This window comes from Vibrio sp. MMH1-50 (assembly GCF_022347645.1).
Taxonomy (GTDB): Bacteria; Pseudomonadota; Gammaproteobacteria; order Enterobacterales; family Vibrionaceae; genus Vibrio; species Vibrio harveyi.
Genome location: NZ_JAKRGG010000009.1, coordinates 50,841 through 66,606, shown reverse-complemented (window position 1 = coordinate 66,606; position 15,766 = coordinate 50,841). Strand labels below are relative to the sequence as shown.

The 15,766-nt window shown below is 43.5% G+C and carries 15 protein-coding genes and 1 pseudogene; 9 read left to right on the top strand and 7 right to left on the bottom strand.

What is annotated here, in order from left to right:
* The first annotated feature begins 116 nt into the window (after positions 1-116).
* The 4 genes from MHO32_RS09425 (at position 117) to MHO32_RS09410 (ending at position 7,265) form a co-directional block, all read left to right on the top strand.
* Positions 117-935, top strand: a complete 819-nt coding sequence (locus MHO32_RS09425; protein ID WP_050908713.1) for a hypothetical protein — start codon at positions 117-119, stop codon at positions 933-935.
* A 39-nt stretch (positions 936-974) separates the two neighbouring features.
* A complete protein-coding gene (locus MHO32_RS09420; protein ID WP_239211386.1) occupies positions 975-1,208 on the top strand; it encodes a hypothetical protein in 234 nt (77 codons plus the stop codon).
* Between the two features lie 1,037 nt (positions 1,209-2,245).
* The gene (locus tag MHO32_RS09415; RefSeq protein WP_045487056.1) at positions 2,246-3,112 is read left to right on the top strand and encodes a hypothetical protein; all 867 of its coding nucleotides are present in this window, start codon (positions 2,246-2,248) and stop codon (positions 3,110-3,112) included.
* A 31-nt stretch (positions 3,113-3,143) separates the two neighbouring features.
* The gene (locus MHO32_RS09410; RefSeq protein ID WP_050904375.1) at positions 3,144-7,265 is read left to right on the top strand and encodes a zinc-dependent metalloprotease; all 4,122 of its coding nucleotides are present in this window, start codon (positions 3,144-3,146) and stop codon (positions 7,263-7,265) included.
* 69 nt (positions 7,266-7,334) lie between these two features.
* Here the strand turns inward: MHO32_RS09410 and MHO32_RS09405 are convergent, their stop codons facing one another.
* Positions 7,335-7,517, bottom strand: a complete 183-nt coding sequence (locus tag MHO32_RS09405; protein WP_005445428.1) for a hypothetical protein — start codon at positions 7,515-7,517, stop codon at positions 7,335-7,337.
* Positions 7,518-7,702: 185 nt separating this feature from the next.
* Between MHO32_RS09405 and MHO32_RS09400 the strand changes: the two genes are divergently transcribed.
* Entirely contained in the window at positions 7,703-8,320 is a 618-nt protein-coding gene (locus MHO32_RS09400; protein WP_230850236.1) for a TetR/AcrR family transcriptional regulator, read from the top strand.
* Between the two features lie 23 nt (positions 8,321-8,343).
* The gene (locus MHO32_RS09395) at positions 8,344-8,661 is read left to right on the top strand and encodes a DnaJ family domain-containing protein (protein WP_005445426.1); all 318 of its coding nucleotides are present in this window, start codon (positions 8,344-8,346) and stop codon (positions 8,659-8,661) included.
* 43 nt (positions 8,662-8,704) lie between these two features.
* On the opposite strand, the gene MHO32_RS09390 is transcribed toward MHO32_RS09395, so the two are convergent.
* Complete coding sequence (locus tag MHO32_RS09390; protein ID WP_038898184.1) at positions 8,705-9,613, bottom strand: LysR family transcriptional regulator; 909 nt, start codon at positions 9,611-9,613, stop codon at positions 8,705-8,707.
* A 149-nt stretch (positions 9,614-9,762) separates the two neighbouring features.
* Here MHO32_RS09390 and yjjG point away from each other — a divergent pair, with 149 nt between their 5' ends.
* On the top strand, positions 9,763-10,437 hold the full coding sequence (gene yjjG / locus MHO32_RS09385) for a pyrimidine 5'-nucleotidase (RefSeq protein ID WP_045390823.1): 675 nt from the start codon (positions 9,763-9,765) through the stop codon (positions 10,435-10,437).
* Positions 10,438-10,528: 91 nt separating this feature from the next.
* Here yjjG and MHO32_RS09380 read toward each other — a convergent pair whose 3' ends face one another.
* Positions 10,529-11,020: a hypothetical protein gene (locus MHO32_RS09380; RefSeq protein WP_050941247.1), complete on the bottom strand. Its 492-nt coding sequence runs from the start codon at positions 11,018-11,020 to the stop codon at positions 10,529-10,531.
* A gap of 259 nt (positions 11,021-11,279) precedes the next feature.
* Between MHO32_RS09380 and MHO32_RS09375 the strand changes: the two genes are divergently transcribed.
* A complete protein-coding gene (locus tag MHO32_RS09375) occupies positions 11,280-11,819 on the top strand; it encodes an NUDIX domain-containing protein (protein ID WP_005445422.1) in 540 nt (179 codons plus the stop codon).
* Between the two features lie 137 nt (positions 11,820-11,956).
* On the opposite strand, the gene MHO32_RS09370 is transcribed toward MHO32_RS09375, so the two are convergent.
* Entirely contained in the window at positions 11,957-12,376 is a 420-nt protein-coding gene (locus tag MHO32_RS09370) for a DUF6559 family protein (protein WP_049538171.1), read from the bottom strand.
* 34 nt (positions 12,377-12,410) lie between these two features.
* Positions 12,411-12,731, bottom strand: a complete 321-nt coding sequence (locus MHO32_RS09365; RefSeq protein ID WP_005445420.1) for a DUF4377 domain-containing protein — start codon at positions 12,729-12,731, stop codon at positions 12,411-12,413.
* Positions 12,732-12,948: 217 nt separating this feature from the next.
* On the opposite strand from MHO32_RS09365, the pseudogene MHO32_RS09360 reads away from it, so the two are divergent.
* Positions 12,949-13,451 (top strand): annotated as a pseudogene (locus MHO32_RS09360) (hypothetical protein).
* An 8-nt stretch (positions 13,452-13,459) separates the two neighbouring features.
* On the opposite strand, the gene MHO32_RS09355 reads toward MHO32_RS09360, so the two are convergent.
* Both MHO32_RS09355 and MHO32_RS09350 read right to left on the bottom strand, forming a co-directional pair.
* The gene (locus tag MHO32_RS09355) at positions 13,460-14,299 is read right to left on the bottom strand and encodes a DUF3626 domain-containing protein (protein WP_239211383.1); all 840 of its coding nucleotides are present in this window, start codon (positions 14,297-14,299) and stop codon (positions 13,460-13,462) included.
* Positions 14,300-14,426: 127 nt separating this feature from the next.
* Positions 14,427-15,686 carry an SGNH/GDSL hydrolase family protein gene (locus MHO32_RS09350; RefSeq protein ID WP_239211492.1) on the bottom strand — a complete coding sequence of 420 codons (1,260 nt, stop codon included), beginning with the start codon at positions 15,684-15,686 and terminating at the stop codon, positions 14,427-14,429.
* Positions 15,687-15,766: the final 80 nt, after the last annotated feature.

Below are 15,766 nucleotides of genomic sequence, written 5' to 3'. Positions count from 1 at the left end.
CTTACTCATGGTGCTTATTCTCATAATCAATAAGCGCTTATTTACATATCAATTTCATTAATTTATAAATTTCATATGCTTATTTTTGTTGTCTATGAAATTCATAAGAAGAATGTATGAAGCTGAAAGTTGTAAGTATTTGCTTAATTGTGGGGACGGCGTTCGTAAGTGCTTTGCTCTATTTTGACTCTCGAAAGCTCGTACTTTCGCAATGCGCTGACGAAGAAAAAGTGGAGACTTGGGTTCAATTCGTATTTGACTATTCAATTCTCAATGACTTCAGCATAGAAGCCTTGGAAGAGCGAATCGACGAGGATTTAGCCCTTTCGAATCTTATTCTCGCAAACTCATGTGTTCCTATGATCCGTAAGAGCGCTGGTTATGAGTTCTTTGATGCTCACAACGCTAAACCTGAAGATATGTTGTCTTCACATTACGAACTCAACCTGCAACACAGCAGTTTGTTGGAACGTGCGTATCAGGAACCAAATTTTTATGTCGTGTTGGTGTTAAGTGAGGACAGCAGTTACTTTGATTTTGAGTACAAAATAGCAGAAACATGGGTTGATTTATTTCCTAACTTCGTGGTTTCCGATGTACGAGCTGGTCCACTAGCTTTGGAGCATGAACTAGGGCACTTAGCATGGGCACAACATGATTTAGAAACGCTATCATCTCAAGTTCAAGGTAGAACACTTGAATCCATGACAGCTGAGGATAACCAGTTACAGATCAAGCGGTATGCTCATGCTGCATTATGTGGTGACTCTGGAACCATCATGAGCTACGAAAAGAACATAGTACCCATCTATTCCAGCCCCAATATTACCTATCAAGGTCGAGTTTGTGGAGACGCTGAAAGCGCAGACAATGCAAGGCTGTTAACCGAGTATGCTCGAGCATTGCGAGCCAAAGTTGATGCACGGTCATGGTAATCGTTACGTTGCTAAGAAATACCTACCTAGGAGGCGAATATGTCAAGAAAGACAGAAGTGTTTCTGTGTCCTAAATGTGGAGTGGAAACGCACCACGTTGTGGTTTTAGTTAGAAAGAAAAGTGCTTTTGAGGGTGATAAAAACCGCAGGAAGAAAGAGTTCATTACTGGGTTTCTCAAAAGTGCTGTCTTCGGTGCTTTTTTAGCTTCGATGGACGATTTTTCTCGTCATTTGATCTGTGAAAATTGTGGTAACAAAACCATTCAAGATTGAGCTGTCGCCTTGGCAGCTTACCCAGAGCATAAGTGTGCGTTTTGATTCGCTGAATATTCAAACCCGAAATTTATTGAGTTAGTGCTTTTACTCTTAACGTCTTTCCATGCCTGCTACTCAGTTTTTGATGAGAGACTGTCGGCGCTAACCTACTGCTATTGTTGATAAATAATTCAAACTTTATTGTAAGAAGAACAGAGAAAGACAACCTTAAGCTTCCCTTCATTTTTGAGAGTTGATGAGATAATTGATGCTCAAGTTTATTGACATTTGTGTCTTTTGTTTCACATTGTTGTGATTTTTGTCACATAAAATGCAAATTTATAAAAAATAGTCAAATGAATATAAATTCACAGATATGCAGCCCATTTGTGTTGTAATTAGAGTTCTCTGCCTTTAATTATTCATTTTGTGAATGTTTGTGTAATTTTTATCGACCTTAATGGGTGACTTTCTATTCAAACTACTCTTGGGTTACGTCAATATATTAGAAAATTCGAATTTGATATTATTTCCATCTTTTGTTTTAAATGCGAAATTCATTATTAACAACGGATGGTTTTGATGATTTCTCTTATTAGTATTCTTCAGTTATAAGATTAAATAATTAGCCTACCAAAATGACATAACAAGGATTGTTATAACGGAATGATGTTCTCATAAATGCATCTGTTCTATTAACATGTATTTCTCATTTCTGTCTCTTTCAAAGCTTGTTTTTGTAAGTTGTTGATAAAGGTCGGTATTGTTGTCTTTTTAGTAATGACGACAACGATTGCTTTATATGATTGTGCAATTTTTAAAAATGGAATCGTTATATTGTAACAACGTTGACTTATCACGAGTTATAAATTTCAAATAGCACAAATAACTAAAAATAGATCTATCAAAAATAGAATAAGGATTTAACCATACGAGAAATCTTATGGTTGATAGGTTTATTGGTCTGATTGTTACTTATTTAGAATGTCATTCCAATAATCTGTTTGTCTTTAAGTTTGTTCTAATGAACTTAATTTTCATGGAAGTTTAAAAACATGCAGCACACAACTAAGTGGACGATGACCCCGCTTGCGATGCTGTTAGGTACGCTGTTTTCAATGCCGTTACTCGCAGAAGAAAACAACGTAGCTGATAGCAGCGGGATCGAATCTACACAAAATGAAGGAGAGTCGTCATGTATAGTTTGTAAACTAAGTGGGTCCGTTTACCTCTCTTACGATACAAATATTTACGACAAAGACGACTATCGCTCCGTTCGCAACTTTTCTTGGGGCGGGGATCTCAACTACGCGATTTCAAAAGACATCAAAGCTTTCTTTTCTGCCGGTGGCTACCGCGCTCTAGAAGATGAAGTTGGAACTTACGCAACGGATTCAGTACTGGGCTTGCAATACTCGAATCTGTATCGCTTTGGTGAAACGGGGAAAATTGCTGTTGCAGGTCAGTTCACCATACCTACCTCAGAAGACTCGCGAAACGATGAGCTACAAACAGCTTTTCGTTTAGCCGTACCGGTCTCTTTTTCTTTGTGGAGCGTTGATTTTTCTATCGCGCCACGACTCAAAAAGAACTTCCACAAGTACAAAACGAATGGCGGTCGCTCACTCACAGAGTGGACCTATTCACTGTTTTCTGTCGCTGAAAAGTCTTGGGATTCGTTCTCTCTGGGCATCACGGCTTTAGGTGGTAACACCATCAGTTATCAAGGGACTCGACGGAGCAGTTGGCAGTATGAAGGTGCCTTATACGGAACCTACAAATTCAACAAGAGCTGGTCACTAACGTTGGCAGCATCCTCTACCGGCTTCTATCAAGATGCGGAACGAGGAACGCTGGGCAATATCGACCTGCTTGACCAAGAGAAAGCGTCATACATCGCCTCTGTTGCTTACTCCTTCTAGGAAAATAACAAAAATTAAGGATATCCAAACCATGTTTAAAAAATTAACTCTGGTGTCAGCGATCACTGCCGGACTTGCCGGTTGTGGTGCTGACGATCAGGCTTATGACTATGTCGAAAGAGATGCAAAAGAAATCGCGGTTAAAGACCTAAAAGACGGTCGTTGGTTCTACGTACCAACAACTGGTGCAGCACCAAGATTCGCGCTAAACCAATTCCCATTTTTACAAGGTTCGCCTCGTTATGTTGAGCTGTGTTTCAGTAAAGAAGGTCTGGAAGTTCGTAATTACGACAAAAACTACCCAGACGCACATCTGACCAAAGACGCGAACAACTATTGTGGCGAGGAGAAGTTCGTTGCCGATGATGACGATGTTAACTTTGCACATGTTCTGACTATTCCTGGTGACTTTGCAGCATACCGCTGTAAAGAAGATGGTCACGGTGACTGTACGAATAAAGAAGAAACTAACGAGGATGCGAGTCTAAACTACAAGAGTAAGACCCACTTTACTCCGCGTCCGGAAGATCTTGAGATCGCCGAATTCAATATGGAAGATCTGTATGGGATCACGGATGGGCTAACCGAAATTGGTTCGCCGCGCGTAATCTCATGGGATTTTGATCCAGAGAAGGGCACGTTAAACTTCGAACTTGAGCGCTCGTTCCGCATTGACTTGGATAACATGTCAGCCTACATCAACGAAGATACCAAAGCGGGTCTTGACGACATGCTGGTCGATGGCGCGTTTAAATCTCGTTTTTATTACTCTCTAATGCACGAGAGTGTGGTGGCAACCAAAGACTACCAACCGGTTCTATATCCTATTGGTGACGAGAATGACATTGGTTTCTTTGTCTCTGAGACAAAGCAGCTTAACCCTATCACAAACAAGTATGATCGTGATGTGGTGTACCTGAACCGTTTCAACCCTGATCAAGATTCAATCAAGTATTATCTGACCGATAACTTCTTTGAAGAGAAAAACAAAATCTTCTTAGATGCGACGCTTGAATCCATCGATAAGATGAACCAAGCACTTAGATTATTTGGTGCGGATTCTGGTAAGCCAGAAATTGAAATCGTAAACAAAACCAAAGGTGCAGGTATACACCCAGGTGATTTGCGTTACAACGTGATCAACTTGGTGGATGAGCCGCTGGCGAACGGCTTGTTAGGTTATGGTCCTTCCGTTGCTAACCCAATGACGGGCGAGATCATCAAAGGTCACGTAAACCAATACGCTGGTGTGGCAAGAACTGGGGTTCCTTATTACTGGGATAACCTAGCCCGATTCTACAACCGTAATCAATTGGACTTAGACGGTCTCGATCCGTTACCAACGACAAGCTCCGCGACAACAACATCAGAAGTTTCAGAGAGAATTGAGTCGCTCTCAACTATGGCGGCAATCGCGAAGCTGGAAGCGGACGAAAGTATTCCTGCGCCTCTTGTGTCAAAAGAAGAAATGACCACAAGCAAAGCAGCGACTAAAGCGCCAACGGAGCTAAAGAAAACCTTCAGCGATGAGTTAGATTTTGAAAAGGTGGTCGCAACAGAAGAAAACCGTTTGTCTTTCTGGGCTGAGCACAATGTTTACCCAATCGAAGCATCGTGGGTTTCTTCAACCAGCAAAGCCATGCTTGATAATTTGAAACTGGATGATGACCGTTACTTCGAAATCAAGCTAGATGACGCTGGCAAAGAAGTCTCTCGAGAGCTTAAGCGTTGGAAACATCTACCAAAAGATCTGCAGGTTAAAACGGCAGATGCGATTACTGTAGCGACTTACAGTAATACGCTGGTTCATGAGCTTGGTCATAACTTAGGTTTACGTCATAACTTTAAAGGTTCGAATGACAAATCAAACTACTACACGCTAGAGCAAGCACATCAACTGGGCTTGAATAATATTCCTGCGTACAGCTCAACCATGGACTACGCGCCAAGTATGTTGGATGAAACACCAACATGGGGGCTGTACGATATTGCAGCGTTTAAGTTCGGTTATGGTCGTAAAGTTGAAACCGTTCAAGCATCTTCGGGCTCAGCTCCAACACCTGTAGCGAAGCCAGCAGACGACGCTAGCGATGAAGCGAAAGCAGCATACAACAGCTACCTAAAAGAACTGCAAGACTATCAGCAAAGCTTCGCCTACAGATTTGGTGATAACGCTGAGAATGATGCACTCATGGTGTGTTCTGAAGTTAAGAAGTTAACGGGCACAGACAGTGGTAAATCTCTGTACAACTGTGACTTTAGCCGATTTGACACTGCAGCACTGTCTGATGACTCGGAACTTAAGGCGAAGACGCGTTACGGTGTGCTCTATTATCTTGATAAAGTCAATGAGATTGAGCGTAAGTCATATGACTTCTGTACTGATGGTAACGTATCGCTAAACAGCGACTGTAACCGTTTTGATGAAGGGACAAACTTAGAAGAAATTGTCTCTTATGAATGGCAAAACTACCTTGATAGTTATGACCGCCGCAATTTGCAGCTTTACGGAACGACAGGGTTGTACTCCACAGATTACATAGGTTACCTATTACGCCGCTATTCTGAGATGAACTCGATTCGTGACAAGGTGGAAGATCTAGAACGCATCGATAACTTGTACACCAACTTAGGTTATACCGCTAGTACAGATAAGCCGGGCGATTTCTTGCTGCGCCTAGCATCAAACCCTCAATACTGTAGTGAAGGCAAAGCAGATAACTCATGGTTCTGTGACTACGCTAATGGTGCGAAGAAATCAGCAGCGTTCTTCCTTGATGTTTTGCGTACACCAGAGCACCAATGTGTGATTGAAAATGCGTCAGGCAATCAAAAAGTGATTTCGTTTGGTAAATTGCTGGATAATAACTCACACCAAATTCCGGCGGATTACGATTTGTCGGCAGCAAATTGTTTTGATGAGTTAGCGGCGCGTTTCATTGAAGATGCTGATGAAGGTTACAAGGCGGTTGCAGAGACACAAAACGGACGCTTCTTGAACTCTATTGGCAGCTTTGACCCTGATTACCCTTGGTCAAACGCTGTGTCAGTGTTGGGTTACTGGCCAGACAAAGCGCTTGCGAGCTATTTCTTGGCACGTCGATTCTCTAACCGCTACACCGATGAAGTGAGCTTTGCTTCGTTGTTGGATCTACCAGGTGTTCAAGCTGAATATGAAGATATCATGGGCAACATTGTGGCAAATGATGCGTTAAGCACGCCTGTCGCGCTGGTAGATAAAGAGGGTAAGTCATACACCAACCTAAAAGGTACCACGGTGAACTTACACCTTACTGAGCAAATGGAGTCCTTACCTCCAATGCCACGTGGTATTTATCGATTCTTGGGCATTGACGCAGTCAGTCGTGAACGTATCGGTGATGTGATCCTTGAAATGGGCGTTAGCCAAATGCAGTCTGACGATTACAAAGTTAAGGCTCGTGGTAAAGCGCAGTTTGATGCATTCACTAAACAACAAGATCGCTACGGTATTATTGCAGGTGACAAAGTAGAGTTTGTAATTGATGGTAAGAAGTTTGTGGCAACGAAAGCCAACAAACTGGCTTATGATTACGCAAATCAGCTAGTTACCAGCGAAGGCTACGATCTGAAAAACTACTTGGATAACTACGACTCAGCGCAACTAAGCAAGATTGCTTCGGACATTGAAAAGGCATGGGGACCATTCCGTACATCGATTCTTCCTGCATACCACGATGCGGTATTGCTACTGGATGCTCCAATGGTAAATGCAATGAAAACTACCATTGATGCAGACATTGCAGCAGGTGTGCTGACGTTTAGTACTTCATTCGGTAACTTTGTGAGAGCGAACCTGACTTCAGGTGATCTTGTGATGGATTCAGTTGCAGGAACATTAAGTTATAAAGGTGGCAAAGCACATAAGACGACAAAAGTATTTGAAGCTTACACTGACGCAATGGCTCTGATTTATAACAACTACACAAAAGACATGATGTTTGCAGTTGATAATGTGTATGCTGGCTATGTCGCGTCTGCGGATGCAGACAAAGATCTATGGCTGAAAGATCTGAATCTAATCCAAGCGTACATTCGTGGTGACATCGGTACGGTAGCCGGTGAGTACTATGAAATGCTAGATCGTCTGCCAGAAGCGAGTGATTTTGAGTAATTAAACCTCAACTAATAAAAACAAAGGCCTGCAGAAACGCAGGCCTTTTTAGTGTCAGTCGCTATTAGATTAAGAATGGAAGATCACTTGTTCGTCTTCGGTCATTACAAGCGTCGCTTTGTTTTGCTCGATAAGCTGAGCGGCATAAGAAGGCGTCACGGCTTGAATCTCGCCTTTTGCTTTTAGCGTCAGTGATTCCCACGCTTGGTCACGATATTTACCCGCTTGGGTGTATTGAATCAGTACTTTCATAGCTTAACGCTCCGGTGTGGTTGACGTGCTACTTAAGTTAGCGCTCCTACAGCGGTTGCGCACCTGTTAAAAATGAAACATTAGATTAACTAAATAAGGTGGTACGTCGTTTTGAATAAATCGCAGTATTGACAGGTTAAGTTAATGGCATTAACTTAATGGTGTTAACTATTTATTTTGAGACGATGATGAGCGAAAAAAGCAGTAAAGGGCGTCCTGCGCAAATTTCTAGAAAAGACGTGGTTGAGTGTGCCTTAAACCTAGGGTTAGAAAATGTAAGCATGCATGCACTGGGCAAACAATTGGGGGTCAGCGCGACGGCACTGTACCGACATGTTGGCTCTAAAGAAGCGTTGGTCGATTTATGTTGCGACTATGTACTAGGGAAAGTCGCATTGCCGCAAGAGAAAGACTGGGAAGCATACCTTTACACGTTTGCGAAAAACTTTAGACAAGCACTTATGTCTATTCCGGGTTCGGTCGCGTTTATTCGCCATAGCCAAAGTTTCACGCCGGCTTCAAGCATCATCGTCAACGATATTTTAGGTATCTTCAGAGAGGCCAAATTTGAAGCAGAAGTTGGTTTTATGGCGTTTGCGAGTGTTTATACGCGAGTGACGGATATCGTTGAGCATCAAGAGCAAGCTGCACGCAATAAACCTCAATCTCTTCCTGAATTGGACGACGAGCAACTGCCTCATTTTGCGTGGTTAATGAGTCAAGCTAAGCCCGTGAACTATGAAAAGTACTTCGATGATGGTATTCGAATCACGATCGAAGGTCTCAAAGCCGTTTACAAATAGAACGCATTACACGAGAGGTGAATATGTCGTCATACATTGATAACGCGATCGGTGGTTGGATTCGCAATGCTGAAAAAACAGGTGAGCTTAAAGACAACCCCTACAGAGGAAAAAAGCTCGACCTTGAAGACTATTTTAAAACACCCGCAGAGCACCGAATGGGTATGAAGATTCTTAAAGATGCAAACTGCCTACCGCCAGCGGTGCAAATGATGCGGCTTATCGATAAGAAGCAGAAAGAATTCGAAAGCTCAGAAGATCCTGAAACTAAAGAAGTGCTGAGAAAGGAAATTATGGCGCTAAAATTGAAGAAAGATCTTCTGATTGAGACCAATAACTGATCTCAGCAAAACATGTGTATTCGTCAGTTGGTATTCAAATCGATCAATAGCGATCCCAGTACGGTGTATCAGTGCCAAGCTTCTCGCTAATGAAGTCGATGAACACACGTACCTTCAATGGCATGTGCTTACGCTCTGGAAATACCGCATAGATGGCATGCTCAGGAAGAGAGAATTCTTCCATAAGCGGTTTTAAGTTGCCTGCTGCAAAGTCTTTGGCTGCAATAAAGGTCGGTAACTGCGCAATACCTGAGCCTCTTAATAGCAATTGGCGAATCGCTTCACTGTTGTTGACTACAAAGTTACCCTTCGGCAGAACTTTGTATTCGTTACCGCTGTTGATGAACATCCACTCGACACCGCCTCGGAAATACGAATAACGCAAACAGTTGTGCGTCACCAAATCGCTTGGTTTGGTTGGCACGCCAAATTCTTTTAGGTATTCGGGAGAGGCGCACAGTACGCTTTTACACGGAGCAAGGCGCTTAGCTACAAGGTTAGAAGTCGCAAGTTCACCAATGCGAATCCCCAAATCAAATCCTTGTTCGACCAAATCCACCAAGGCGTCTTCGAGCTGTAAATCAACCTCAATTTTCGGGTAACGTGCAAGAAATTCGCTGATAAGTGGCGCAACGTGCAAAACGCCAAAAGACATCGGGGCTGTGATTTTGAGCCTACCTTGCGGTGAGCCTTGCAACTCGGAAACGGCATCGACACCTTGTTGAGCAAGGTTCACTGCTTGTGAAGCGTACTCGAAGTATCGACGTCCAGCTTCGGTTAAGCTGAGCTTTCTTGTAGTGCGATTAAGCAAGCGAATACCGAGGTCATCTTCGAGTTGATTAATGCGTTTGCTGATCGCCGATTTAGTCAGGTTTAACTGCTTGGCGGCAAGGGAAAAGCTGCCGCATTCGACGACAGCGACAAATACTGGCAGTGACGCAATGGCATTCACGGTGTGCTCCTAGGTTATTGGGGTTATCTATTATTAGTCATATTGTTGAGAAAAACGATACAATCATTTTCCAATTATAGAGATTATCTTCAAGAAGAAAACAATTAGACTATGCGGCAGAAAACGACCTGGATATTGGAAAGAAGAAAATGAAATACGATTGGATCTTGTTTGATGCTGACGAAACCTTGTTTCACTTTGATGCCTTCAAAGGTTTGCAGCTAATGTTTTCTCGCAAAGGCGTAGACTTCACCGAGCAAGATTTTGCCCACTACCAAACGGTCAACAAGCCACTTTGGGTAGATTACCAAGATGGTAAAGTGACAGCAGATGAGCTCAAGCACAAACGCTTTACTGAGTGGGCAGAAAAGCTCAATACCACGACGGCGGATCTCAACACGGCATTCTTAGAAGCGATGGCAGACATCTGCACTTTGTTGCCGGGTGCGAAAGAGTTGATGGAAGCGCTGCAAGGTAAAGCCAAAATGGGCATCATCACCAATGGTTTTACCGAGCTGCAAGCGATTCGTCTAGAACGCACAGGTATGAGCGATTACTTCGAGCACGTGGTGATTTCTGAACAAGTCGGTATTGCCAAGCCGGATCTAGGCATTTTTGAGTACGCGATGACGCAAATGGGTAACCCGTGTAAGACGCGCGTCTTGATGGTGGGTGACAACCTGCATTCTGATATCTTGGGTGGTAACAACTTCGGTATTGAAACATGCTGGCTGAACACCACAGGTGCAAGTGTGGATGAGCGCATTGCACCAAGCTACACGGTGGAATCATTGAATGAGCTTAAGAACATCCTCATCGCTTAAGCTTAAGTAAACAAATAAACGGAAAAAGCGCTGATTTCTCAGCGCTTTCTTGTTTTTATCGATACTGTTTTGTGTCAATCGATCTTGCTTATTAGTTTGCGTTTTTTTCAGTCAATTCGCCTTGTACTTGTCGTTCTTTCTCACCAAGCTTGAAGTAAATCTTGCCGACGATGACCTCTGAAATCAGGATGGTAAACACCACCGCAAAGAAGGCTACAACTCCGTTCCAAGGACCACTAAAGTCAACCTTGTCACCAAATAGGATGTTAATTGCTTCTAGCATCACGAACTTCGAACCGACCAAAATAACGTAAGTCGAAAGACCGCGATAAATCTTAGGTGCCGTGCCCGGTTTCGATTTAAAGTACTCTGCAATTTTGTGTTCCGCTTTGATCGACAGCTTCAAAAGCAACTGAAGCAGCAATGCCGCGGCGAAAGAAATCGTAAACGAATCAATCGTTACAAAGTCCCAGTATTCGTCATAGAAGTTCAGTACCGTAAGGTCTACCAATACCGCCAAGGTATAACCAACAAACAGACGTTGTGGAGTGTTGAAACCGTAGACTTTATCCGATGCGCTCATAAGAACCCTCAATCAATAATGAACAAGTTTGCAAAGCCATGCCTTGCGTCGATGGGTTAACTATATGAGTTCCTCGAATTGAAAACTTGCCATTTCGCGCCATTAGAATTATTGCGATGAATGATTATTTTTATGCGACATATTGAACTTAAATAAGCGCCTCGAATTTGAAAACCGTCTACAAACTGACACGCAAACAGCGTTAGAATGGCGCTTAATCCAACAAGTTATTTCGAAGAATCAAGCAGTAAGGACTCTCATGGCAGACATCAAGCAGCTCGACAGCAAAGTGGTGTATCAAAACAAATGGATGACGGTACGTGAAGATAAAATCCAACGTCCTAGCGGAGCCGAAGGCATTTACGGTGTGGTCGATAAGCCAGACTGTGCGGCGATTCTGGCTATCGATAACGGTGTGATTCATTTAGTACAGCAGTTTCGTTACACCGTAGGGCAACGTTGTTGGGAAATCCCGCAAGGGGCGTGGGAATCAAATCCAGATGCGGATCATCTTGAGCTAGCAAAAGGTGAACTTCGTGAAGAGACCGGCATGCAGGCTAATAAGATGGAGTACGTTGGTGCGCAGTTCATCGCTTACGGGTTCTTAAACCAGACTTGCCACGTGTACTTCGCGAGTGAGTTGTCTGAAGTGGGCAATCAGCTAGACAGCGAAGAAGAAGATTTGATCACTCGTTCGTTTTCTGTCGAAGCGTTTGAGCGCATGATGATAGACGGCGAAATCAAAGACTGCGTGACCATTGCCGCTTATGGTTTAGCGAAATTGAAAGGCTTGGTGTAAGCAAAAAGAAGCTATTAAGTTACCCAAGGTGATAAGGCAAAAGGCTCGCGATGAGCCTTTTCGTGATTATTATAGGGATGAATTAGCGCCGCTTTTTGTTACCACAGGAGCTTATCACCACAGATGTTGGCGTGATGCTATTCGCCGCCACCATCACCACCGTCTCCCCCAAAGTCTCCGCTGTCAGCATCGAAATCATTAGAATCGGTGGCGGGTTGTTGTTTGTTGCAGTCCTGAATTTCTGCGTAAGTCAGTAAAGCACTGACGCTTACAAGATCTGTCGCTTGGTCAAACAAGGCAAGTGAGACTTCTGATTGAAATTCAACATGCTCACCCAGCTCTTGGCTTAGCCCTATCGACACGTAAGTGGTTTGGTTAATGAACATGCCGTATGCGAGAAGGGCGAAAGCGTCGTCTGTTTTTCCATTTTCTTTGAGTGCCCAATCGATCTCTTTCTTCGCGTAATCCGTTTTCTCACCATACTTGAGCACGAGTTTAGGTGTAATGTCTTTTGCGATTTCTCGAATTTGGCGGTTTCGTTTCCAACTTCCAAACATAATGATTTCCTTTCAACAGGCGGTTAATCTTGGGCTATCGTCTCTCTAGTACTTCAATGAGTTCATATCGGTACAAACTTGTATCTGCTGGCGCATTCTCTGGAGTAAATTGCTGGATGCGTTTGACTTTTAAGGTGTACTCATAGCCGGGTTCAAATTCAAAACCGTCAATTTGATCATAGAAGTAGTTACCGTCCACGACCATGCACTTCATTGGAGCCACACCCACGCAGTCTACACGCTCAGGAGCGACATGAATTGTCATTGTGTTCATGGTGTCATCAGAATTGCGCTGAGCACAACCAAACAGCACCGCTGCCATCATAGGCAATACAATATAGTGTTTTAGATTCATTCTTTGTTCCTTAAAAAGTGACCAAATTATCATAGCAAGATTGACGAAAAACGACCTTGAACTTTGCGTTAGGGGCTATATACCCAAGTGGTTTCAAGATGCAGGGTTCAGAGCGTTGTCATTGAGTCGAGTTCAAGGAAAACAATGCAGCGTAATAGCTAGCTCTTGCCAAGTTGTATATAGTATTTCATTCATCAACCTTTGGCGGAGCAGTAGCGTGAAATTATTGGCAGATAAAACTGGTGAACAATTTTTGCAAATTTTAGATGAGCAAGGTGACACGTTAACGGTGCAATTCATCTCCAATGAAGGTGAGCCAAAAGGGCTGCCATTCAAAGATTCTCTCAAAGGGTTGATATTGGCGGGTTGGTCTCATCGAACAACATCGACTGCGATTGGCATCTCTCGATCAAAAAGGGCTATCTTGAAGATGCGCATGTGAGTTTTGCGTTGCATCGTCTCTATCCTTTGGGACGCAAAGTAAAGCTGCCAAGTGGAGAAATCGTTCAAATCGCAAGTTATGCCAATACTCACGTTGATGGTTATTATATGTTTGTGCGTCGTGAAGGGGAGCAAGAATTGGTGCGTATGAAGATGTCACCGGATTGGCAGCTAATGCCGTCAGAAAAGCTACTTGCTCTACCTTATTATCCTCGCCCTCGAACTCAAAAAGAGCTAGATGTGATTGATGAATTCGATAGCTGGGCTGGTGGCTTTTAATCGTTAGCTTATCGATAATCAAACCCAAATCGCGCTAAGTAGTGCCAGACTTTCTTCAAATCTTGCTCGTCAAACGCTTTTGCTTTTACCGCTTCACCAATAATGCGTGGTGTTAGCATGCCATTTTCTGCAACCTGATTTGCGATGTCTAAAATGGTTTGTCCTCGGTAGTCTGGATAAAGATTGATGTCTTCTATTGAGACACAAAAGCCACTGTGCCAACGAATTTCAACTGGTAATTCGCGAGCGTAATCTTCTACCTCTGTGCCTTTAAATGATGGATCGAGCACCAAGGCTCGAATATCTTCCTCCAAGCGCAAATCGCCGTGGATTTGAGTTTCGATATAGGCGTCCAACCTGTCTGGCGCTTGTACGTTTAACTCATCCAACAAGGCTTGAACACGTTCAATGGTGGCGAAGTGCTCTGGCTCGAAGAAGCTATCTGGATAACAAAATGTCGCTCGCTTAGTGATTTCTGGTTTCAATAAGAAGTAGCTCGAACCAAATCGTGGTGATGCGCCTACTTCTGAGCCAGAGAAATTTAGTGCGCCATACTTTGGGCGTTGATTTGGTTGGCTATTGTCATAGACGCCATTAAATACACGCCGCTCCCAGCGCCAACGTTCTCCGCCTTTATAAGCTGTTAATCCGCCATTGCTTGTACCGGTTTCAAACTGAGATTTGAGCTTTCCGTCTTGCGCAATTGCTTTGAGAAGAGGTATGCCTTGAGAGGTCAAACGATCGGGATGGAAGTTAATTGTGACCGAAAATGGATGTGATTGAGGTGCTCCAACAGATTTCGAGCGAATGATTTCAAGAGCGCGTTGAGTTAAAGGATGTTCGAGCATGACGTTGACCTCAGAGTTTTCTTTCAACTTATCGAGTTCGAACGACGAATACAATCTCTGGCTTATGAATGGGAATAAGGCAATTAGAACCTCTCGACGACAGAGAGGTTCTATGAGTTTCGTTAGCTTAGAAAGGATGGTTTGACAATTGATTCGTACTTTCTAGCATTTTTTCTGCCACGTAGTGGTGTGTTGCTGTGGTCGGGTGCGTTACGTCCCAGAATACAAACTTATCAGAGCCAGAAGACGCACACTCAGAACGCAATGCATGATGGTATAGGTAATCCACCGATGAAGAGCGGTTGATGTCTTGGCAAGCTTGGCTCGCGTTTACAAAACCGTGTTGCTCTGGATTTGCTGTTAAGCTTTCAAACAGTGCATGCGTATCGTACAAGGTAACGTTGTAGCCTTGTGCAGTGTAATACGCCGCTTGTGCTTTGATGAACTCATTCATTTCCACGATCTTCGCGCGGATCTTGTTGATTTCTTCTTGAGTCGAGTAGGTAAACTGTGGTGCACGTGTTGCATCTGGTAGTGTCATCAACAACAAGTTCTTCGCACCTGCATCGGTCAGTTTAATCAAGGCTTCCGCGTAGTCTGATTTCACTTCTGGCACGCTACGGTTGTAGTTCATGAAGTCATTTAGACCAAACTCAAGGGTAAACAGGGTATTAGCAGGCTTGTAGTTTTTCGCTAATTTCGCATATGCCAAGTAAGAGGAAACTTGCTCACCTACACCAGTCAGAGCGATGTATTGGTTTTCGCCTGCCGCACCACCTACAGCCCAGTTGTATAGCGGTAAGTTTTTCGCTTGAGCAATGTACTCAGTCCACACAAAACCGTTTGAGAAGTGTCCCAAGAACCAGCTATTTGGATTCGGGAATCGCCATTGTGATGCATTAAAGATGTTGCCTGTATCAGACAAGCTGTCACCCAATGCTACGACCTTGTTGATTTGGTCTGGCTGCATGACAGGGTCGTTGCTCCAGATAGTATGGTTGTAGGAGAAACGGTTATCGGCTGCAAAGAAGGTGATGTCAGCGTTTTCATTTGCTAGGTCCAGAGTTTGCTCACAACGTTGCTTGATAACACTTAGCGGTGTGTCTGTGTAGAACATGTTCTTGAAAGAAACCGAACTCCACCAGTAGCCATCAAGCGTGAAGTAACTGCCGTCTGGATTTTCTGCCCACTCCCAATCGGTCGCAGGTTCATCTTTTGAATAACTGGTGCGGTACCAGCAGCGGACATAAGTGTAAGTTTGTTTCGCTTGCGCGCTTCTTACTTGAGAGGCACTGACCATCTCTGGAGACAATGTTGGCTCGGCAGCGTGAGCAAAACTTAGTGGTAGTAATAATGCACTAAGTAACGTAATAGTTTTATTCATGATTCACTCTCTGTGATGATTATCGTCATGATTTAGGTGAGAATTTATCTCACCAAACGTCCTCATTCTGAGTAAATACCCTA